The sequence below is a fragment of the Epilithonimonas sp. JDS genome, from assembly GCF_021261315.1.
Lineage (GTDB): Bacteria > Bacteroidota > Bacteroidia > Flavobacteriales > Weeksellaceae > Epilithonimonas.
In genome coordinates this window covers 81155-102093 of record NZ_JAJSAX010000007.1, presented here as the reverse complement: position 1 = coordinate 102093, position 20939 = coordinate 81155, and the positions used below count along the sequence as shown (strand labels likewise).

Here is a 20939-nt window from a genome sequence, read left to right as displayed (position 1 = left end):
TTTTAGAAATTATAGTATTTGTGTTATTAGTTTGTTCTATGCAGTTTTTGTTACAGAATTTACAATCCTAAAACATCTTTCATTGCAAAAACGCCTTTTTTATCAACGATCCATTCTGCGGCAATTACTGCGCCTAAAGCAAATCCGTTTCTGTTGTAAGCGGTATGTTTGATTTCAATCTCGTCCACTTCCGATCTGTAGAAAACGCTATGAGTTCCCGGAACTTCATCTTCGCGGATCGCAAAAATTCCCAATTCTTTTTCTTTGGTTTCGCCCAGTTTCCAGGCTTCGAAGTTTGAATTATTGATGATTCCTTCTGCCAGAGAAATAGCTGTTCCACTTGGTGCATCCAGCTTGTGGATGTGATGAATTTCCTCTAACTGACAATTATATTCGGAGAATTTATTCATCATTCTAGCCAAATTCTCGTTGAGTGCGAAAAAAAGATTCACGCCCAGACTGAAATTGGATCCGTATAAAAAAGCGGTATTATTTTCCAGCGCAATCTTTTCGATTTCCGGTTTTTGATCCAGCCAGCCTGTAGTTCCGCAGATGACAGGAATTTTATTTTCCAGACAGGTTTTGATGTTTTCAAAAGCGACTTCCGGATTGGAAAATTCTATGACAACATCGGGATTGTTCAGGTTTTCAGGAGTTGGTGTTTCTCGTAATCTTGCTACGATTTCGTGACCACGGCTCTGAGAAATCTCGTCAATGATTTTTCCCATTTTTCCGTAACCTACCAATGCTATTTTCATACTTCTATATTATTAAAAGGGAATTTAATTTAAAATCTAAAATTAAGGCTCAACCCTGCTTTTGCATAAGAATTTGTGAATTGATCGTTTATGATGGTTGGCGTAATTGCCAAATCCGGATCGTGCCGGCCTTCGTACAAATGAGCATCTACAACGGCATCCACGATATTTAAAATGTAGATCAAAGCTGCAATGCCAATGGCGTAATCGCGCTGTCTTTTGTATTGATCCTGAGCGTTTCCAAAAACCTCTTTGGTAAATCTTGGATTGTTATCTACAAACTCATTTGGCGTTCCGTTCAATTTTGCAACATAGTAGCCTCTGTAGATTTTATATTGCTTATCGTTCCAAAGTGCAATTCCGACACCAGTTCCAACAGCACCCCATACCAACGGGATTTTCCAGTATTTTTTGTTATAAAGCTGTCCAAGTCCCGGTAAAACGGCTGAATACAAACCTGCTTTTGCCGGACTTAGTTTTGTTATTTTTAAAGGTGCATTTTTTTGATCGATTTCTCCGAGAATCTGAGCTTCAGATTTTTTCGCAGCAGGAATACTGTCTTTTGGAAGATTTTCCACACGGATCGTATCATTCGGATTGACCTGTGAAAAAGCAAAACTAAAAGAAAGGATCAAAAAAACTAACAGTAATTTTTTCATTTAACTAATGTGTGCAAGAATGCTTTCCAGCTCTTCTTCATTTTTAAAATCGAGAACAATTTTCCCTTTTTTTCCGTTTGCCGACGTTTTGATTTCGACATTCACATTCAGAATATCAGACAGATTTTTCTGAGCTTTCTTAAAATGATTTGGGATAATGGATTGTTTTACCTGTTTTTCAGAATTCTGAGCATTTTTCATAAGACTTGCCAGCTGTTCAGCTTGTCTCACGTTCAGCTGTTCTTTGATGATTCTGTCAAACAAAATCTGGCGTTTCTCTTCAGAATCCAATCCCATAATTGCACGGCCGTGACCTGCAGAAATCTGACCGCTTCTCACACCTTTTTGAATATCTGGAGATAATTTCAGAAGACGAACGCTGTTTGTAATTGTACTTCTTTCTTTACCGACACGTTGACTAAGATTTTCCTGAGTCATCCCAACTTCGTCCAACAGTCTTTGGTAAGTTAAAGCAACTTCGATAGGATCAAGATCTTCTCTCTGAATATTCTCTACCAAAGCCATTTCCAGCAATTCCTGATCGTTGACCAGTCGGATGTAAGCCGGAATAGTTTCAAGACCAGCAATTTTTGAAGCACGGTAACGTCTTTCTCCGGAAATAATTTCGAATTTCGGCCCATCTTTGCGAAGTGTAATTGGCTGAATGATGCCTAGACTTTTGATCGATTCAGCTAGATCATTAAGTGCTTTTTCGTCGAAATAAGTTCTTGGCTGATTGGGATTTGGATAGATATCTTCGATAGAAATTTCAACGATATTTCCTACCAAAGATTTTGCGCCTTCATCAGATGCCGAGTTGATATTGGATTTGCTTTCGGCATTCAAAATTGCGCCGAGACCGCGACCCATTGCTCTAGTTTTGTCTTTCATATATTTAAGTTGGATAATGGAAGATGGATGATGGAAGTTTCAAAATTAACGTCCAGCCTCTAGCTTCTGACTTCCTGCTTTTTAATTTTTAATTAATTTTTCGTTTCTCAGCAAAACCTCTTCTGCCAACTGGATGTATTGGATGGCACCTTTACTTTCGGCATCATAACTCAAGATGCTTTCTCCGAAACTTGGCGCCTCGCTCAATCTTACATTTCTGCTGATGATTGTTTCGAATACCATTTCCGGGAAGTGAGAATTTACTTCTTCTACAACCTGGTTGGACAATCTCAAACGGCTGTCATACATTGTCAACAACAAACCTTCGATATCCAAATCCGGATTATGGATTTTCTGAACATTTTTTATGGTATTCAATAATTTACCCAAACCTTCCAAAGCGAAATACTCACATTGAATCGGGATAATGACAGAATCTGCGGCCGTCAAGGCATTAATGGTAATCAAACCTAAACTCGGTGCACAATCTATGATGATGTAATCATAATCGTCCTTGATGGATTTCAAGGCTTCGCGCATCATATATTCCCGGTTTTCGCGATCTACCAATTCAATTTCTGCCGCCACCAAATCAATATGTGATGGAATAATATCTACGTTTGGCGAGGTCGTTGGCAAAATACATTTCGACGCTTCTGCGCTGTGCTCCAACAAATGATAGGTAGAAAAATTAACTTCTTCAACACCCAAACCAGAACTTGCATTGGCCTGTGGATCTGCATCTATCAAGAGAATTCTCTTTTCCAAAACACCCAAAGCCGATGCCAGATTGACGGCTGTTGTTGTTTTTCCAACGCCACCTTTCTGATTTGCAACACCTATAATTTTTGCCATAAATATTAATTTAATCCCCAAAAATACGATTTTTTAGTACTTGGAAAGTTTTGAAAAACCAGCAAAGCCGTTAAAGTATTGTTAATTAAACGATTGGCTTCTAAAAAAATTATCCACATTTCCTTAGAAAATGTGGATAATTATAAAAAACCTAATGTTTAATATTTACATAGCCCTGATTGTCAGACTATTCAATTTTCATGGAAATAGGCATTCTGAAGGATGATCTTACAGCTTTGCCTTTTACTTGTGCCGGCGTCCATTTGGTTTTGATAGACTTTACGGTTCTCTCTGCTTCAGAATTGAAATCAGCACTGGAACCATTGACTTTTAAATTTGAAATGCTCCCGTCTTTTTCTACCACAAAGGTAATAACGCCTGAAACTAAGCCGGATTTGTCAACAGATTCTGTGTCAAAATTTTGAGCAACTTTGTCGCGAAACGCATTGATGCCGCCTTTGAAATCTGCTGCAACATCAACTGTACCAGGTGTATATAATTCATTAGGATCTACAGGTTTTGTAGGAGGAACGTAAGGAGGAGCAACAACTGGTGGACCAACCTTAATAGCCGGTGGAGCAACAGTTAAAGTCGTTTCTGGTCCGTCCGAAGTTTCTGAACTCAGTGCCGCACCTTTTTTATCATCTTCTGTTGGTGCAGGTTTATTTTTTTTCACAACTCTAACCGGAGTAACTATTTCAGACGCAACAGTTTTTACCTTTGTTGGAACTGTAGCTTCTGGTGTTGGTTTTGGAGTATCAACATGCTCATCTACATAAATAAAATCGTGTTTAGAATCATCATCCATAGGAATGTCTGATTTTACATCAAATGCCGATATAACCAATGGGATGACGGATACTGATGCAAAAAAAGCAACACCTACAAATAATGCTTTTGTGAGCTGGTTGGAATACTCGTTTCTAAGTGCATAGGCACCGTAAGCTTTATTTCTGTTGGAGAAAACAATTTCGTCCAGGTTATCTTTTCCGAATAGAGATGATAGATTTTTCATGACAAATAAAAGTATTAAATTAAATAATTAGTAAGGTATTACAATATTGTTTGAAAACACATCAAATAATATTCCATTATTTATACTAATTATCAAATAAATTATGAATAACATAAGTAATTTACAAACTTGAATGATAAAAAATTGGAGTTGTGGAAAATTCATGTAATTTAAGGTTATGAAATTTCTGTACATCATCTGTTTTCTCTTCACAGTCCTTACCAAAGCTCAGGACGGATTTGTGTTGGATAATGGTGATAAAACGGTTATCAAATTCAAGCTGATCAATAATCTGATTTTCATTCCGATGACTGTAAACGGTGTTGAGCTCAACTTTATGCTGGACTCGGGAATTGCTGAAACGCTGCTTTTCAGTCTGGAAAACAAAGATGTTGACTTCAAAAATATCGAGAAAATCACCTTCAAAGGCTTGGGAGAAACGGTGAGTATTGAAGCTTTAAAATCCATTAAAAATGACGTCAGCATCGGTAAACACTTCATTGATAAATCACACACGATTTTTTTGGTTTTAGACGAATCGTTTAATATTTCTCAAGACATTGGCATTCCTGTTAATGGAATTATCGGTTATTACTTTTTTAAAAATCACCCGATTGAAATCAATTACATCAAAGAAACAATTACAGTTTACAAAGACAAATCCAAATTCCCGAAAAGAGTCAGCCGATATTCTGATTTTCCGATGAGTGTGGAATTCAACAAACCATATATGAATGCCGATGTTGAAATGAAACATGATAAACAAAGCTCAAAACTGCTTTTGGATTTGGGAAACACCGATTCTGTCTGGCTTTTTCCTGCATTAATCAAGGATTTTATTTACAACAGACCTAATATTGATGATTTTTTGGGACGTGGTTTCAGTGGTGATATTTTTGGAAAAAGAAGCCGTATCAATTCTCTTTCAATTGGAAATTTCAAACTGAACAAACCGATTGCATCGATGCCGGACGAATATTCGATTCAGCATTTGAAGCTTGTAGAAGACAGAAAAGGATCGATTGGATCTGAAATACTGAGACGTTTTACGGTGATTTTCGATTATGCTGATGAGAGAATTTATCTCAAATCAAACCGATATCTGGATGATCCATTTTTGATTGACGGCAGCGGACTGGAAATAAAACAGGACGGATTGCTCTGGGAAAAAGAACAGGTGCAAGTACAGACAGCGAAAACTAATCAGGCATCAAACGAAATCAATGTAATCAACACTAATCCTGACAGATTCCAATACAAGTTTACTTTGAAACCCATTTTCCTGGTTTCCGGAACCCGAAAAGATTCGCCGGCGCAGAAAGCCGGAATTGTCAAAAACGACCAATTGATCACAATCGACAACAAACAGGCAAAGGATATGACATTAAATAAAATTCATAAAATCCTGAAAACAAATGTGAGCCGTAAAATAAATCTGGAAATCAAGAGAAATGGTGTTCTTATGAAATGTGAATTTACGCTGGAAGATCCAATTCCTTATATTGAGGAATGATTTTAGCAATGATGACTGAAAACTATACTTACTATGAGCGAAACACTGAACAACATCCGAAACAGACCGCGTTTTAAACTTTACACAGATATGTCTCTGGAAGAATATGAGGCTAATCTCCGCGATTATCTGGACAAACACCACGATCAGTTTTTTGGGAATATCAATAAAGAAGTGGCAACTATTTTTGTGAGGACGGAAGAGGAAAGCTACTGGAAACCCAATCTGGCACTAAGAATCGAAAAGGAAGATGAAAAAACCGTGATTCGAGGAATTTTTGGTCCGAGTTCTGCGGTGTGGACATTTTTTATGTTCTTATACTTCCTTTTTACCGTTTCTTGGATGACATTTTTCACACTCTTTTATGTGGAAAATCAGATCAATACCAACAATTATCCTTGGGCATTACCGTGTTCTTTCGTAGTATTGGTTTTGATTGGACTCACTTATGCTGCAGCAAGATTCGGACAGTCGAAAGCGAAATATGAGATGCAGGAATTAAGGAAATTTGCAGAAGAATCAACTTTTCATGCGGAAAAGAAAGATTAGTTTTTGATTTTTCGCGCTTCTATAAAATGTTTGAATTTGAGACCGATTTTCATTAACAAATACTGAAGTGGTTTCTGCTTTTTGTAATATTTGCCAATAAAAATATCCATTGCACCGAAAAAACGGTTGAGATAGACTTTATCTTTTACAGTGCTTTCGCCTTTGTAATGCAGGATTGAAGCCTTTCCGTAGTAGAAATTTTTATAACCTTTCCTAAGAATCGTATAGCAAAGATCGATGTCTTCTCCATACATAAAATAACGCTCATCGAAACCTCCAACTTCCTGATAAACAGATTTCTTCATCAAAAGATTGGCACCGGTCATCACTTCTACTTCTGCAATATCAGTTTCCGGAATATCATTTCTGTAATAGGTTTTGGAATCGTTGTTTAGTTTTGTGAATAGTTTTTCGAAGGAATTGATTAATGCAGGAACAGACCGTTTACTTTCCGGTAAAAAATTGCCCTTTGCATCGTGCATTCTTAAACCTAATGCTCCAAATTTCTTCTGCTGATCGGCAAAGTCAAGAATTTGTTTAAAATAATCACCTTCTATTTCAGTATCTGGATTCAGGACATAAACGTAATCTCCTTTCGCGACATTTACGCCAATATTATTTGCTTTTGAGAAACCTAGATTTTCTTTTAATTCAATAAAATTAACATTTGGAAATTGGTTAATGAGAGCTTTCCAATCTGAATTTGGAGAATGATTGTCCACGACAACAATCTCATAATCAAACTCATGAAAATATTTTTGAATCGAAAGAATACAGTTTCGCAACAGATCCTTTACCTGATAATGGACGATAATTACACTTACTTTCATTAGCCGGCTTCGTTATAAACAGTTCTGTTGGTAATGGATCTTCCGAGAGATATTTCGTCTGCGTACTCCAATTCGTCACCTACGGAGATCCCTCTTGCAATGCTGGAAAACACCACCGGAAATGTTTTGAATTTTTTATAAATATAATAAGCCGTTGTATCGCCTTCCATAGTTGCACTAAGGGCAAAAATAAGTTCTTTCACAAAGCCGTTATTCAGTTTTTTTTCTATACTTCCAATCCTTAACTGGCTTGGACCAATGCCTTCCATAGGAGAAATTTTGCCGCCAAGAACCAGATATTTTCCCCGGAATTTTCCGGTATTTTCTATCGCCATCACATCACGAACATCTTCCACGATGCAAATTAGATCGTCATTACGCTTTTGATCACTGCAAATATCACAAACTTCGGAATCCGAAAAATTATGACATTCTTTGCAGTATTTAATCTCGGTGACCAAATTCTGGATCGATGTCCCCAAAGAAATTCCCTGCGAAGCCGGCTGACGCAATAAATGCAACGCAAGACGAAGCGCCGATTTTTTCCCGATGCCGGGCAAACCAGATATTTCTTCTACAGCTTTCGATAAAACTTTACTTGGGTAATCCATAATTAAGATACAAGACAAAAGATCTAAGAATCAAGATTTTTAGTCTTTATTGATTTTCTCGTAGGTTTGGAAATAGAAATTATGTTCGTTTTTTTCGTCTTTTTCGTGGAATTCTTCGTTGGTTTTTTGCCAGATTTTCAAATCTATTTTTGGAAAGAAAGTGTCTGCTTCGAAATCGTCATCTACAAAAGTGATTTCGAGTCTGTCAGCCAATTCCATTGTCTGATTATAAATCTCACCGCCTCCAATGATGAAAACGTCCTTATCGATTTTTTTAGCAAACTTAATAGCTTCCTTCAGTTTTGAGACAATCAGAATATCTTCTGCAAACCAGTTTTCTTTTCTGCTGACCACAATATTGGTTCTGTTTTGCAAAGGCTTACCAATACTCTCATAGGTTTTCCTTCCCATCACGACAGGGTGATTTTCGGTAAGCGATTTGAAATGTTTCAGATCTTTTGGAAGACGCCAAAGCAGTTGGTTGTCTTTTCCTAAGGCATTTTTTTTGCCGATGGCTGCAATTATCGTAATCATAATATTTACAAATCTACATTTTTATGTTTAATTAAGAAAAATTTATGAGATGTTAGTTCTCATATTTTGTATTTTTGGCGAAGTTTCAAAGCTTTTTGGTGTTCAAGTTCTGAGCATTTGAAGAATGATTGAAAAAAATTGAAACATAACAATTAATTAAAATCGATTCCGGAAATATCCGGCGAATAATATTTTCTCAATGAAAAAGATTTTTTTAGCATCAGCTTTCGCTCTTTTAGTTTTGGTAGGCTGTAATAAGGACAAAGACATTTTGAATTCCTTGAATGATTACAACCTAAGCCAGCAAAACAGCGGCTATCATTTTGGAGACAAAATTGAGATTCCGCAAGATGTTCTGGACTATGCAGAAGCCATCACCATCAGTTTTGGCGACAAAGAAAGCACCGACTTGAACATCGATCCAAAATTCTTCACATTAGGCGAAAATGATGTGACTTTCAATATCAAAACAAAAGGGGGCGAAGTTTTGCAGCAGGATGCAACGATTAATGTTTTTGCAAAAGCTAAAGCAGTTCCTCTGTCTTACGAAGTTGTAAACCAATATCCGCATAGTGCTGATAATTTTACGGAAGGTTTTGAAGTGCACGACAATACAGTTTACGAAAGTATAGGTTTGGAAGGAAAATCGAAGCTTATGAAATACACTTTGGGAACCACAAAGCCGCTTCAGGAAGTTGCACAGCCTACAAATATATTTTCTGAAGGAATTACCCTTTTTGGAAATAAAATTTATCAATTGACTTATAAAACCAAGAAAGGATTTATTTACGATTCTAATATGAAGCTTGAAAAGGAATTCGAATATCCAAACATCATTGGCGAAGGCTGGGGAATGACGAATGACGGAAAAAACCTCATCGTTTCTGATGGAACAAAAAATATTTATTTCCTAAATCCGGAAAACCCTTCAGAAGTTGTAAGATATATTTCGGTTGCGAGTGACAAAGAAGGTTATGATCAAATAAACGAACTGGAATACCACAACGGATTTATCTATTCGAATGTTTGGCATAAACCGATTATTCTAAAAATAAATCCAGCGAATGGAGAAGTGACCGGAATTATAGATCTGACAAACATTGTTAAACAGAGCTCAGGTGGCGGAGAAGATGTTCTGAACGGAATCGCATTCAAAGGAGACAACATGCTGGTTACAGGGAAAAACTGGAGCAGAATTTATGAGATCTCAATTAAATAGAATCAAGAGATTTAGGTCTTTAATATAACAGAAACGAGCTTCAAAAATGAAGCTCGTTTTTTTATTGGATAGTTGCTAAATTGTCAGTTTCGGGATTTTTAACAACAGAATACCGGATGTTGACCTGCGTATTTTCGACTAAATTTTTGTGAGCCTGATAAGGACTTTTGCAAACTTCCGACTTCATTTCATATTCGCCCTGTTCTACGACTATGCTTTCGGTTTTTTTGGATGCAACTGGTAATACATAACTTTTACCACCCAAAATATTCATCGTAAAATCGCAATCAGATTCATTATTAATTACCAGAACCATTTTCTTGTTTGCAGCATCACTATTGAATAATTGATTGAGTAATGTGACTGCTTTGTCTTCCAGTTTGGATATGGGTGCCTGTGGCGCTTTGGCCTGCTCGGCTTCTGCTGACATATCCTGTTTGGCGAAAATGGTGTTTGCAGATTGTGTGGTTGAACAACTCACTAGACTGCAGGCAAAAAATAATAAAAATATTCTATTCATTTTTTAATTTGAATTTGATGTAGGTAATTGTCTTTCCTTTGGAAGAGAACAATTCCTCGTAATACGTTCGTATATCTTTCAGCAATGGTGTGTCGGGCTGATATTCCGCAGCGCCGTAAATGTCGTGATGCGCAGTGAGGATCTCGTGACCCAAACCTTGCAATAGTCCCAGCGTGTATCCGTGCAGGTATTCGGAATCGGTTTTCAGGTGGATGATTCCGTCTTTTTTCAGGATTTGTCTGTATTTTGCCAGAAACTCAGGGTTTGTAAGCCTGTGCTTCGTTCTTCTGTATTTTATCTGCGGATCCGGAAATGTGATCCAGATCTCGGAAACTTCATTTTCCGCAAACAGATTGTCTATCAATTCAATTTGGGTTCTGAGGAAAGCAACATTGTTCAGATTACCTTCGATCGCTTCTTTGGCACCGAACCAGAATCTGGCACCTTTGATATCGACACCGATGAAATTTTTCTCCGGAAAAGCCTTTGCCAATCCTACAGAATATTCGCCTTTTCCGCAGCCAAGTTCCAAAACAATCGGATTATCATTTCCAAAAAATTCTTTCCATTTTCCTTTGTGTTCAAACGAATTTATTGCCTGATCACGTGTTGGCTGGATGACATTTGGTAAAATTGTATTTTCTCTGAATCTTGCAGCTTTGTTCTTGCCCATTTTGTTTAAAGTTGTTTTTAAGCCTTAAAAACGCAACAAAACTATACAATTTATTTTAAATTGCATAGTATAATTGTTTATTGTTTAAAATTTGATAATTAATATTATTTTAAAGTTTCTGAAGTTGCCTGCATCAGATGAGAATTCTGTAATCTTCTGAGGTAGATCGGAAGGTATTTTTCGATATAAGTTTTTGCAGCTTCGTAATTGTTGGTTTCCAGATAATCCGTGATGTTATCCGAACTGTAGATGAATTGAAGAAAATTTGGAATCAGCTCTTTTGGAATTTTCATTTTGATGAAATACTCGTCGCCGAAGTAATCCTGAAGATTCTTGATATTCTTGCTCATTCTTTCATACTGGTAATAGCGTTCTTTTTTCTTTTTCTCTCCCGAAATCAAATCGAAAATACTGTCAATACTGAAGCTGAGACCCTGATTAAATCCTAAAATCGGAAGCTCTGGAGAAGTTCCGTCGCCCTTTGGCTCTGGCAGTCCGATCATTTTTCTAAGTTCAAACGCTTTTTCAGAGCCTTTCAGCATTGCGACATCCCTGCGGAGATTACCGGTTGGTTTGAAGGAGCTTAATATCACTTCCTGAATCTCGTAATACGCAATCTGCAACTCTACAAAGTTTTTTCTGCGCTCCAGCATTTCGGCTGTCATTTCGACGTCTTTTCTTTCTGTTGCGATGGAAGTAAATCTTAGAATATCGCCCACTTTTGCAGCGATTTTGAACTCGCCGTTGTAATTGGCAAGAACACTTTTGTGCGCGTTGATATTGGTCACGTAAACCTGATTGAGATAAAGGCTGGACTTATCCCGGATAAAAATTTCGCCTTCAAAATCCTGTCCGTACACAGTTGCCAGACAAAACATAAGCACAATTGTAAAAATCTTCTTCATATAATCCGGCAAATTTATAGAGAATAAAATTGACAATCATTACAAAAAAATGCCGATAAGGTTAAAATTTTATTAAACTTTATCGGCAATCTGTTAAGTAACTTTAATTATAATTTGTTTTAGAAAACGAATGTTAAGGTTTTTGTTTTCAGTCTGAATTTCTGTTTTTCAGGAGAATCCAGCCAGTCAAAACATTAAGCTCTGCGCCTTCAAAATCCTGCCATTGCAGAAGATACCAATAAGTTTCTGATGGCAGCGGCGTCCCATTTTGTTTTCCTGTCCAGATAAAATTGTTGGTGATAGTTCCTTCAAAAACCATTTTGGTGTTTCTTGTAAATATCTGGAATTTCGGATTGACTTTATCATTAAGGACAGACATATCTATAATATCATTTTTCCCGTCATCATTTGGCGTAATCACATTGGAAACTCCAATGACTAAAAATTTCTGGGTCACAGGATCACAATCATCTGCAGATTTGACATAAACTGTGTAATTACCCTTTCCTTCTGTGATTGGAAGTGTATTTGAAGAACTGTAATCAGAAAGTTGAGGCAAATAATTGACATCACCATCTTTTTTGATGTAATATAAGTAAGGTGGTTTTCCTTGGGTCACATTAATTGTTACTGAAGTATTACCTTTGACATCAATCGATTTAATCACTGGAAGTTCAAAAGTATTCAGATAGATTTCTCCTGTTTTATAGCAGTCATAACTATTAAATATTTTTACAAATACTGTATCTCCTGGCTTTGCAGTATAGGAATCCAATTGGGAATCTGGTATGATTTGTCCAAAAGTTGCATCTTTGTAATATGCGTAACGTGAAATACTTGGATCATTATTTTTGGTTTCATATTCGTCTTTCAAATTATATGAACCTATCTGATTTTGAAGACACGATGAAATTGAAATCTTCGGATTTTGTAAATTAATCTGTGCAATATTGACGGTAACTGTCACTTCTTCTGAGTCGGGAAGAGTCCCAGTACTTTCAAAATAATATTTAAAAGTAACGGCTTTTAAATCTGTATTTTTTGGATCAAAAATAATTTGCTGCGTAGACAAATCAAAATAAGCTTCACCTCTCTCTGCTTGTTTTGTAATCAGTACACTATCCCATCTCACCTGCTTCAAGGGATCTGAAGAAAAAGCTACAGGTATTTTCAGGATTTTACAGTTACTTTCTGTAAAGCTTTTTGTGGTAATCTGAGGGCATTTATTATAAACAAAAACATCCGTTATAAAATAGCCGCAGTCTTTCTTGAAAATTTTACAATAATAATTGCCTGAACCGTAATTTTCCGGATCGATGAAAAACAAATTTGCTCCGGAAGCTATCAGGACATTGTTGTAATACCACTCGTAAGAATCATAACCATGATCTACCTGCAATTTCTGAGCAGCAGTACAATCTCCGGTTTTTGTAATTTGAGGAATAGAACTGAAACCACCAAAAAACCCACCATAACCTACAGCATTACTACCTCCAGCTACTCCGGCAGTGACCGCCTCCGTTGAATATATTGAAAGATTACCTTTGACATTTTTTTTACTAAAAAGAACCCACTCCGACGTTCCGGAGACAGAATAAGGTCCGTATAAGCCATTCAGTGACTCACCATTCATTGTGACCTGAGCTCCTTTTTTTGTAATGATATTCACCGTAGTCTCAAAATCATCCTTCGTACCAATTTGATTTACTTCTGGTAATTCCACTATTTGGTTTGGCAGCAGGCAATTCAATGATGGTATCATATTCATACCGCCAGAAGCAGAGTCATAAAGTGCATTACCGGCCAAAAACTGATAGACATATATATCTTCAGTACTTTTAATATATAAATTATAAATATCTGTCCCTTGTTTTATGTAGGATTCTGAACCATAGATAATTTTATACTTCCCTTTATCTAATGTATAAACAATTGGACTGTCATTAAGAGTAAACTTTGTATTATCTTTTGTGGCAATCACTATGACCCTTTCAGAATCTATTCCTCCCTGATCTGCAGCACGGATCGGTCCATTCCCTTTTGCAACAACATATTCTCTGCCCAAACGATTGACTGGCGTTGCCTGATCCATCAATATATCATTTCCACCAGAATCATTAACATAAGTCCCATTAAAATTACCATTAGTAACAGTAATAGGCTTATCGGAATGGATATTGGCACCCAGCAACCCAAGATAATTCGCATCCGGATCGCCTAATCCTGTAGAATCTACTACATAAGGCGGTCTGTTGGGAACAGAAACCATAAATGAATCACCTTTGTTCAGTCTCATATTTAATTCAGGTGCTTGCGAACCATTTTGGAATAGAATATCGGGATTATAGCCATTGATTTTAACGGAAGTATTATTTTCTGTTGCAAGTATATTGACCTGTGAAGTAAGATTTGTCTGCTGCCTGGTAAGCGGTGACGTTATAGCGTAAAAATCTGTTCCAAGTCCCGCAAAACCTTTTGAATTAATAATCTCTGCGTGTGGACCTCTTAATATTCTTAAGTTTGCAAAAAACTTGCGGGAACCAACAAGATGTAATCCTCTTTTTGCGACTTTAAATGTGTCAGATACATCTAGTGTTGTGATAACTTTTGGCGCAAGTTTGACGTATTTGGGATTACCTTTACGAATAGAAACCCTGTTCAATTCTACTTCTCCTGAATAGATAATAATTTCGAATTCATCGGTCGAATCTGTTGAAAGATATAAAAAATCACCATTCAGACTATTGTCATAATCCGGATGAGAATAATTAAACGTGTCGAATATAGGCGCAAACCAATGCTCGGTATCCATCTGAGCAAATGATTTTAATGAGAAAACAAGGAATATTAAAATCTGTAGAACTTTCTTCATTGTATTAATATGGTTATTAATACAAATGTAAAAAAAGTGTTTATTACTTCGGTATTATTTAATTTCTATTTTTAAGGAGAATCCATCCGTTCATTAAATCCGGTTCTGCACCTTCGAAATCCTGCCATTGCAATATATACCAATAAGTTCCCGTTGGCAGCTGTCTTCCATTTTGTTTTCCGTCCCAAATAAAATTATTAGAAACATTGCCATCAAATAGTTTCACGCTGTTTCTATTAAAAATCTGAAATTTAGGATTCAGTTTGTAATTAAGCATAGACATATCAATAACGTCATTTTTTCCATCACCATTAGGTGTAATCACATTTGGAATTCCAATCACTGCGAATATTTGTGTTACCGGATTGCATCCATCAGCTGACTTTACATAAACTGTGTAAGTACCTTTTCCATCTTTAACAGGAAGAACATTGGAAGTACTGTAATCAGAAAGTTGTGGCAGATAATCCAAGGGACCATCTTTTTTAATATAATACAAATAAGGAGCCTTCCCTTTTGTCACATTGATTGTTACGGAAGTATTATCTGATATATCAACAGTATTAATCACTGGTAATTCAAAGGTTTCCAGAGAAATTTCTCCAGTTTTGAAACAATCAAAAGTATTATATATTTTAACATATACCGAATCTCCAGGTTTTGAAGTATAATACGGATAGTTATTTAATTGAGAGTCTGGTATTCTTTTTCCATAATTTGAATCCTCATAATATTCATATCGGGAAATACTCGGATCATTATTAATGGGTTCGAACTGTTTTTTCAAATCATAAGAACCCATCTGATTTTGCAAACACGATATGATTGAAATCTTTGGATTTTTTAAATTAATCTGAGCAATATTGACAGTGACTGTTACTTCCTCCGGGTCTGGAAAAACATCAGTATCTTCAAAATAATATTTGAAAGTTACTTGTGGAAGCAGCGTATTATCTGCATTATACTTAATATAAATCTTGTTGGTAACAGGATCTATATAAGGCGTCGAAACAGTTCCTTCAGCAGGATATTGTGTAATACTGATGCTGCTGAAATTAACTTTTTTTGAAGGATCTGCAGTGAACTCGATCAATATAGGATCTGTAGATTTACAGTTCCCGATGATTGGAAGTGATTTTGTGGTTAAATTAGGGCAATTAAGATAGGTAAAGCTTGTCGTCGTTTTGGATCCGCATCCTATTTTACTAATTGTGCAGACATAGATTCCTTCTGCATCTGTTGGATTTGAAGGATAATAACTCCGTGGATCTATAGAACTTAACTTGGCACCAGAGTCTAGAAGTACACCATTATGTCTCCATTCATAAAAGTCATAACCGTCGTTCACTTCGAGATGTTGTCCTCTTGCGCAGTCTCCTACTTTAGAGATGGCAGGTATAGAACTGAATCCTGCAAAATAACCACCATATCCAACATTAGCATTTCCAGATGCAATACCCGCTGTAGCCGCTTTATCAGAAATAATTGATACATTTCCCGCAACGTTATCTTTTACGAACAATTCCCAGTCCGTATTATCCGGAACCGGATGTCCTACAAGCTGATCTCCGTTCAATAGTACAACAGCACCTTTTTGCGATAAAATATTAACTTTAGTTGTAAAGTTATTTCTTGGACCTATCTCATTTATTGCTGGTAATTCTACAATGTTATTGGGAAGAAAACAGTTTAGAGATGGAATGAGATTCATACCACCTGTAGCTTTTGAAGTTGGTAATCCGGATAAAAGCTGGTAAACATAAATCTCCCCACCAACAGCCTTGATTGACATGCTGTAATTTCCCGAGCCATCCAGATCTTTATAAGAATCGGTGTATAAAAAATCAGATTCTCCGGCATTCAAAGTTGTGTATATTGCTCCATTCACATATATAACTGTCGGATTATTGGGATTAGTTGCTACAACCAAAACTCTCTCCATATCGTTCAGATAGTCGGATGGAGTTGATGGAGTAACGGGTGTGACTACACCATTTCCTTTTGCAACGATGTAGTCAGCACCCAATCTGTTAGTAGGGACCGACTGATCCATGAGTATATCTGTACTAGTTGTACCTGCAATGTAAGTTCCAGTAAAATTACCATTAGTCACACTTATGGGACCACCGGTTGCCTGAATTTTCATACCGATCAAACCATTTGGACTGGTAAGAGAATATGGTGCAGATATTATGTAAGAATCACCTTTTTGCAGCGTCACTGATATACCGCTTGGATAAGTGTTCCCGTCTGAAAATCTTAACCCTGGATCATATCCGGAAATATCAACTTTTGTATTATTTTGTGTAGCAATTATACTGGTTTGATAGTTATAATAACTTTTAGCATCAGACAGCCTGGCCATACCTGCATAAAAAGTTTCGCCCAATGCTGCCAATCCTTTGGAATTGATAATCTCTGCATGATTTTTTCTTAAAATCCGAAGATTTGCAAAAAACTTATTAGCCCCCACCAGATGGAGACCTTTTTTATTTGCAGAAAACAAATCACCGGAATTTTTTGTCGTGACAAAACCATCATCAATTTTAACAAGCACAGGACTTCCAAAACTTATATTAACTCTATTTATCTCAACATTTTGATAATAAATAATCACTTCAAAGGGAGTCGTTTTATCTGTTGACAAATAAAGATAATCTCCACTGTCACTATCCAATTCTGTATTGGCAGAAGAATCAAATATTGGTGCAAACCAATGCTCAACATCCATTTGCGCAAAAAACAGAGACGAAATAAAAATTAATATAAACAGGAAACTCTTTTTCAAAATATGAAATATTAGGACTACAAATTTAGTCTATTTTGTTTTTTAAATGAGGTATCAAACAAAAAATCCTGCCGTAAAAATACAGCAGGATTTAATTTATTTGTTTGGAATCTTGATTAAGCTAAAGCAACTCTTACGAATCCTGTCACTTTAAGATCTCCGCTTACAGACTTCACATAGTCAGCAACGCTGATTCCCGCATCTTTGATGAAAGACTGGTGTACCAAAGTGTTGTCTTTGTAGAATCTTTGCATTTTTCCTTTCAGGATATTATCGATGATGTTTGCAGGTTTCCCTTCTTTCGTCAACAATTCTCTTTCGATTTCCAATTCTTTGTCGATAGTTTCCTGAGAAACTTTAGTCTCGTCAAGTGCAATTGGGTTCATCGCAGCTACTTGCATAGATACAGATTTTGCAGCTTCGTCAGCTCCGTCTACTTTTGCAGAAAGAGAAGTGATGGCAGCAATTTTGTTTCCAGCGTGGATGTAAGCTCCTAAGAACGCACCTTGAATACTTTCAAAAGCACCGATCTCGATTTTTTCTCCGATGATTCCAGTCTGCTCGATCAATTTATCAGCAACAGTCTGTCCGTGGAAGTCAGAAGCCAAAAACTCTTCTTTGTTGGAATATACGATAGCCTGCTCAGCCAATTCGTAAGCCAATTCTACGAATGCATCATTCTTAGCAACGAAGTCAGTCTCACAGTTAAGAGAAATGATTGCTCCCAATGTGTTGTCTTCGTTTACTCTTGCGATCACTGCACCTTCAGAAGAATCTCTGTCTGCTCTGTTAGCAGCAACTTTTTGTCCTTTTTTTCTAAGGATGTCGATTGCTTTTTCGAAATCTCCTTCAGCTTCTGTAAGAGCTTTCTTGCAATCCATCATTCCTGCACCTGTGGTGTTTCTTAGTTTTGCTACATCTGCAGCTACTGGTGTATACATAATGAAATTATTTTTTTATTATTTTGTTTTGATTTTACGCTTTCACGTTTTTCAGCGTGCAAATATAGTGATTTTTATAAAAAAATAATACACATTCATATTCTTAATAAAACAGAATCCGCAAATAGTTTTTAAAATCAAAATAGTCAACTTCTCATTTATTTATTATAAATTTCCAATCAATTCACAAGAATTAATTTATTTTTACGTTACAAATCAATAACAGATCTTAATATATAATGAAGAAGATATTTTTACTTTCGTTTTTCCTGATGTCCATTTCTATCTTTTCGCAAGTCAGCGTTTTTGAAGCAAAAAAGACCAATGACCGAGCTGTAGTAGAGAAATTTATCAGGGACAATCCAAAACATCCGGCCGTTCCGGAACTGCAAAGAAGATTACCGTCACTTTCTTACGGGAAATCATCAACTGTTGCAAAACCGACCATTACCCAAATGACGGAAAACAAAATCGAGAAAACTTCCAAAGTGGGAACAACGGCAGCAAAAGGACAGCCTTCTGAGCAGGCAAAGAATACAGCTGCAGTTCTTACAAGCCTTTTCAACAATGATCCTAATAAAAAAGAAGCCATCGTACAGTTTGTAAACAAATCAAAATGTATTCTTGTGATCAAAATAAGCGGTAAAAAATTCTATAACTTAACAGTTCCCGCTAACGGACAAAATTATATTATGGTAGAAAAGGGAACCTACAATGTGACAACCTCAATCTGTGACGCTGCTTACAATCAAAATAAGGCACTTACCAAAGATCTTATTATTACGCTGAACGGTGGAAAAAGATAAGCTCCGAATTAATTTCGAAAACCCATTTTATTGAAGTTCTTTTCGCTCATATTAATATTAAGTTCAAGCCTATTTTTTTCTCAGAAGAAGATAGGCTTGGATTCTTTGTACACCAACGATGTGCAGGAACTTTTGGGAGATGATTACGGAAGCATCTATTTATATAAGAATAAGGATTTAAGTTTTACGAAATATGATTCTCTCGGAACTCAGCTCGGAAAGCTGATGCTGACTTTTCCTTACAAAATCCAGAGCGTGAACAATCCTTTGAATATCGTGATGTTTTCCGAAAACGCTCAGGAAATTAAATTCATTGATCAAAATCTGAACGAGATCCAGAAAATAAATCTGAGCGCTATATTTGGATTTATAAAAGCTGTGTACGCAGAAGATCTCCAATACGCCTGGATGATTGACGACAGCAACAAAACCTTGATCCAATATAATTTCAGAAGCACTTCTACGATCAGTTCTTTTCCTTTTAATATTAATCTGCAATCGCTGAAGGATTTTTTGGTTTACAATAACAGGATCTACATTCTTCGCGAAAACACTTTCGAAGTTTACAATACCAAAGCAACACTACTCTACACTTCTCTAATTTCAAATGCCCGAAAACTCCGACGAATCAATAATGACATTCTGATTTTCGGAGACCAGACTGTTCATCAGTTTGACGGCAAAAACCTGTCTGAAATCTTCAAAAATGAAAGCGCAAAACTTGTGGATAAAAATAATGCAGGATTTTTGGCTCTCATAAAAGACAAGCTTTATCTTTACAACTTAAAAGATTGAAGAAATTCAAGAACCATTTTGTAATATTTAATCTCTTAATTTTTTAATCATTTAATTAATAAAGAATGCACATCGCTGTTACAGGAAATATTGGAGCCGGGAAAACTACTCTTACGACAATGCTGTCCAAGCATTACAATTGGGAAGCACAATTTGAAGACGTAGATCACAACCCTTATTTGGATGATTTTTATGGCGATATGTCGAAATGGAGTTTTGCACTTCAGATTTACTTTTTAGGCAGCAGATTCCGACAAGTGAAGGAGATTCGCGAGAGCGGAAAAAACGTGATTCAGGACAGAACAATCTACGAAGATGCACACATTTTTGCTGAGAATTTAGCTGAAATGAACTTGCTTTCCGAACGGGATTTTAAGAATTATTTATCAGTTTTTTCCTTGATGAAAGACTTTGTTTCGGCACCGGATTTGCTAATCTACCTTAGAGCAGACGTCCCTACTTTGGTAAGACAAATCTCCAAAAGAGGACGTGAATATGAAGCCGGAATCAGTATTGATTATCTTTCAAAACTGAATAACAAATACCAGAGCTGGATAGAAAATTACAAAGAAGGCAAGCTTCTTATAATAGATGTTGACAACTTGGATTTTGTAGAAAAACAGGAAGATTTCGGGTACATATTGGAAAGAATTGATGCAGAGCTGAACGGTTTGTTTTAAATTATTTTTGGCGAAATAATTGTACAAATCTCAAAGAATAGAATCGCCAAATTTTAATTTAAAGCATCATGATAAAAGTAATTCACAACAACAGCTGTCCAAAATCCAAAGCTATTCTGGAATATCTGGACGAGAATGATATCAAATTTCAAATCATTGATATCAAAAAAGATCCGTTGAGCCTTTTTGAGCTGAGGACTTTATTCAAAAAACTAAATAAAAATCCAAGTAGAATTCTGAGACATTCCACAGAACTTTACAAAAAATATTTTTCTGAATCAGAAACTGTGAATGACGATCAGGCACTGGAAGTCATTGCTTTAAATCCGGAAATAATACAATGCCCTATCCTGATCAAAGGAAAGGTGGCGATGCCGGGAAATCCGTTGGAAAACGTTAAATTCTTTATAGAAAACTAGAATTGCACTATATAAACAGGGACGAACGTGGAATATTAATTATCAAATATTTCACGTTCGTTTTTTTATGAATTATTTTTAAAATAATTTGCCTATCTGGAAAATA

Annotated in this window: 21 protein-coding genes; 7 read left to right on the top strand and 14 right to left on the bottom strand. The window is 36.3% G+C overall.

What is annotated here, in order from left to right:
• Positions 1-59 precede the first annotated feature (59 nt).
• The 5 genes from dapB to LUD75_RS16580 all read right to left on the bottom strand — a co-directional run bounded on the left by dapB (position 60) and on the right by LUD75_RS16580 (position 4178).
• Positions 60-758 (bottom strand): 4-hydroxy-tetrahydrodipicolinate reductase, encoded by a 699-nt coding sequence (gene dapB, locus LUD75_RS16600; RefSeq protein ID WP_232706935.1) that lies wholly within the window; start codon positions 756-758, stop codon positions 60-62.
• A gap of 29 nt (positions 759-787) precedes the next feature.
• Positions 788-1417, bottom strand: a complete 630-nt coding sequence (locus tag LUD75_RS16595) for a DUF5683 domain-containing protein (RefSeq protein ID WP_232706934.1) — start codon at positions 1415-1417, stop codon at positions 788-790.
• Positions 1418-2308, bottom strand: a complete 891-nt coding sequence (locus LUD75_RS16590; RefSeq protein ID WP_232706933.1) for a ParB/RepB/Spo0J family partition protein — start codon at positions 2306-2308, stop codon at positions 1418-1420.
• An 81-nt stretch (positions 2309-2389) separates the two neighbouring features.
• Positions 2390-3163 carry an AAA family ATPase gene (locus LUD75_RS16585; RefSeq protein ID WP_232706932.1) on the bottom strand — a complete coding sequence of 258 codons (774 nt, stop codon included), beginning with the start codon at positions 3161-3163 and terminating at the stop codon, positions 2390-2392.
• Positions 3164-3350: 187 nt separating this feature from the next.
• Positions 3351-4178 (bottom strand): energy transducer TonB, encoded by an 828-nt coding sequence (locus tag LUD75_RS16580; RefSeq protein ID WP_232706931.1) that lies wholly within the window; start codon positions 4176-4178, stop codon positions 3351-3353.
• A gap of 178 nt (positions 4179-4356) precedes the next feature.
• Here LUD75_RS16580 and LUD75_RS16575 point away from each other — a divergent pair, with 178 nt between their 5' ends.
• Both LUD75_RS16575 and LUD75_RS16570 read left to right on the top strand, forming a co-directional pair.
• Positions 4357-5691 carry a PDZ domain-containing protein gene (locus tag LUD75_RS16575; RefSeq protein ID WP_232706930.1) on the top strand — a complete coding sequence of 445 codons (1335 nt, stop codon included), beginning with the start codon at positions 4357-4359 and terminating at the stop codon, positions 5689-5691.
• A 33-nt stretch (positions 5692-5724) separates the two neighbouring features.
• Positions 5725-6240, top strand: a complete 516-nt coding sequence (locus LUD75_RS16570) for a hypothetical protein (RefSeq protein ID WP_232706929.1) — start codon at positions 5725-5727, stop codon at positions 6238-6240.
• Here LUD75_RS16570 and LUD75_RS16565 read toward each other — a convergent pair.
• From LUD75_RS16565 to LUD75_RS16555, 3 genes are read right to left on the bottom strand one after another with little or no spacing between them, the layout of a single operon-like run.
• Entirely contained in the window at positions 6237-7070 is an 834-nt protein-coding gene (locus LUD75_RS16565; protein WP_232706928.1) for a glycosyltransferase family 2 protein, read from the bottom strand. The two genes, LUD75_RS16570 and LUD75_RS16565, sit on opposite strands and share 4 nt — an antisense overlap.
• Positions 7070-7681, bottom strand: coding sequence for a recombination mediator RecR (gene recR / locus LUD75_RS16560; protein WP_232706927.1), 612 nt, complete (start codon positions 7679-7681; stop codon positions 7070-7072). Before recR ends, LUD75_RS16565 begins: the two co-directional genes overlap by 1 nt.
• 39 nt (positions 7682-7720) lie before the next feature.
• Complete coding sequence (locus LUD75_RS16555) at positions 7721-8215, bottom strand: dihydrofolate reductase (RefSeq protein ID WP_232706926.1); 495 nt, start codon at positions 8213-8215, stop codon at positions 7721-7723.
• A gap of 199 nt (positions 8216-8414) precedes the next feature.
• Between LUD75_RS16555 and LUD75_RS16550 the strand changes: the two genes are divergently transcribed.
• The gene (locus tag LUD75_RS16550; protein WP_232706925.1) at positions 8415-9434 is read left to right on the top strand and encodes a glutaminyl-peptide cyclotransferase; all 1020 of its coding nucleotides are present in this window, start codon (positions 8415-8417) and stop codon (positions 9432-9434) included.
• A 61-nt stretch (positions 9435-9495) separates the two neighbouring features.
• Here LUD75_RS16550 and LUD75_RS16545 read toward each other — a convergent pair whose 3' ends face one another.
• From LUD75_RS16545 to tsf, 6 genes are all read right to left on the bottom strand, one after another.
• Positions 9496-9954, bottom strand: a complete 459-nt coding sequence (locus LUD75_RS16545; RefSeq protein WP_232706924.1) for a DUF6759 domain-containing protein — start codon at positions 9952-9954, stop codon at positions 9496-9498.
• Positions 9947-10627: a tRNA (guanosine(46)-N7)-methyltransferase TrmB gene (trmB, locus tag LUD75_RS16540; protein WP_232706923.1), complete on the bottom strand. Its 681-nt coding sequence runs from the start codon at positions 10625-10627 to the stop codon at positions 9947-9949. The genes LUD75_RS16545 and trmB overlap by 8 nt, the downstream gene beginning before the upstream one ends.
• 104 nt (positions 10628-10731) lie before the next feature.
• Positions 10732-11532, bottom strand: coding sequence for a hypothetical protein (locus LUD75_RS16535; RefSeq protein ID WP_232706922.1), 801 nt, complete (start codon positions 11530-11532; stop codon positions 10732-10734).
• A gap of 148 nt (positions 11533-11680) precedes the next feature.
• Entirely contained in the window at positions 11681-14404 is a 2724-nt protein-coding gene (locus tag LUD75_RS16530) for a T9SS type B sorting domain-containing protein (RefSeq protein ID WP_232706921.1), read from the bottom strand.
• Positions 14405-14462: 58 nt separating this feature from the next.
• A complete protein-coding gene (locus tag LUD75_RS16525; RefSeq protein ID WP_232706920.1) occupies positions 14463-17192 on the bottom strand; it encodes a T9SS type B sorting domain-containing protein in 2730 nt (909 codons plus the stop codon).
• A 116-nt stretch (positions 17193-17308) separates the two neighbouring features.
• Positions 17309-18133, bottom strand: a complete 825-nt coding sequence (tsf, locus tag LUD75_RS16520; protein WP_232706919.1) for a translation elongation factor Ts — start codon at positions 18131-18133, stop codon at positions 17309-17311.
• Positions 18134-18372: 239 nt separating this feature from the next.
• Here tsf and LUD75_RS16515 point away from each other — a divergent pair, with 239 nt between their 5' ends.
• The 4 genes from LUD75_RS16515 to LUD75_RS16500 all read left to right on the top strand — a co-directional run bounded on the left by LUD75_RS16515 (position 18373) and on the right by LUD75_RS16500 (position 20833).
• Positions 18373-18939, top strand: a complete 567-nt coding sequence (locus LUD75_RS16515) for a DUF6759 domain-containing protein (protein WP_232706918.1) — start codon at positions 18373-18375, stop codon at positions 18937-18939.
• Between the two features lie 30 nt (positions 18940-18969).
• Positions 18970-19734, top strand: coding sequence for a hypothetical protein (locus tag LUD75_RS16510; RefSeq protein WP_232706917.1), 765 nt, complete (start codon positions 18970-18972; stop codon positions 19732-19734).
• A 65-nt stretch (positions 19735-19799) separates the two neighbouring features.
• Entirely contained in the window at positions 19800-20414 is a 615-nt protein-coding gene (locus LUD75_RS16505) for a deoxynucleoside kinase (protein ID WP_232706916.1), read from the top strand.
• Between the two features lie 68 nt (positions 20415-20482).
• Positions 20483-20833, top strand: a complete 351-nt coding sequence (locus tag LUD75_RS16500) for an ArsC/Spx/MgsR family protein (RefSeq protein ID WP_232706915.1) — start codon at positions 20483-20485, stop codon at positions 20831-20833.
• Positions 20834-20939: the final 106 nt, after the last annotated feature.

Excerpts from the sequence above, each read along its gene's own strand:
- LUD75_RS16505 (WP_232706916.1), top strand. The coding sequence starts at position 19,800 with ATGCACATCGCTGTTACAGGAAATATTGGAGCCGGGAAAACTACTCTT.
- LUD75_RS16590 (WP_232706933.1), bottom strand. The coding sequence starts at position 2,308 with ATGAAAGACAAAACTAGAGCAATGGGTCGCGGTCTCGGCGCAATTTTG.
- LUD75_RS16585 (WP_232706932.1), bottom strand. The coding sequence starts at position 3,163 with ATGGCAAAAATTATAGGTGTTGCAAATCAGAAAGGTGGCGTTGGAAAA.
- tsf (WP_232706919.1), bottom strand. The coding sequence starts at position 18,133 with ATGTATACACCAGTAGCTGCAGATGTAGCAAAACTAAGAAACACCACA.
- LUD75_RS16545 (WP_232706924.1), bottom strand. The coding sequence starts at position 9,954 with ATGAATAGAATATTTTTATTATTTTTTGCCTGCAGTCTAGTGAGTTGT.
- LUD75_RS16565 (WP_232706928.1), bottom strand. The coding sequence starts at position 7,070 with ATGAAAGTAAGTGTAATTATCGTCCATTATCAGGTAAAGGATCTGTTG.
- LUD75_RS16530 (WP_232706921.1), bottom strand. The coding sequence starts at position 14,404 with ATGAAGAAAGTTCTACAGATTTTAATATTCCTTGTTTTCTCATTAAAA.
- trmB (WP_232706923.1), bottom strand. The coding sequence starts at position 10,627 with ATGGGCAAGAACAAAGCTGCAAGATTCAGAGAAAATACAATTTTACCA.
- LUD75_RS16515 (WP_232706918.1), top strand. The coding sequence starts at position 18,373 with ATGAAGAAGATATTTTTACTTTCGTTTTTCCTGATGTCCATTTCTATC.
- LUD75_RS16570 (WP_232706929.1), top strand. The coding sequence starts at position 5,725 with ATGAGCGAAACACTGAACAACATCCGAAACAGACCGCGTTTTAAACTT.
- LUD75_RS16550 (WP_232706925.1), top strand. The coding sequence starts at position 8,415 with ATGAAAAAGATTTTTTTAGCATCAGCTTTCGCTCTTTTAGTTTTGGTA.
- recR (WP_232706927.1), bottom strand. The coding sequence starts at position 7,681 with ATGGATTACCCAAGTAAAGTTTTATCGAAAGCTGTAGAAGAAATATCT.
- LUD75_RS16595 (WP_232706934.1), bottom strand. The coding sequence starts at position 1,417 with ATGAAAAAATTACTGTTAGTTTTTTTGATCCTTTCTTTTAGTTTTGCT.
- LUD75_RS16500 (WP_232706915.1), top strand. The coding sequence starts at position 20,483 with ATGATAAAAGTAATTCACAACAACAGCTGTCCAAAATCCAAAGCTATT.
- dapB (WP_232706935.1), bottom strand. The coding sequence starts at position 758 with ATGAAAATAGCATTGGTAGGTTACGGAAAAATGGGAAAAATCATTGAC.
- LUD75_RS16580 (WP_232706931.1), bottom strand. The coding sequence starts at position 4,178 with ATGAAAAATCTATCATCTCTATTCGGAAAAGATAACCTGGACGAAATT.
- LUD75_RS16575 (WP_232706930.1), top strand. The coding sequence starts at position 4,357 with ATGAAATTTCTGTACATCATCTGTTTTCTCTTCACAGTCCTTACCAAA.
- LUD75_RS16535 (WP_232706922.1), bottom strand. The coding sequence starts at position 11,532 with ATGAAGAAGATTTTTACAATTGTGCTTATGTTTTGTCTGGCAACTGTG.
- LUD75_RS16555 (WP_232706926.1), bottom strand. The coding sequence starts at position 8,215 with ATGATTACGATAATTGCAGCCATCGGCAAAAAAAATGCCTTAGGAAAA.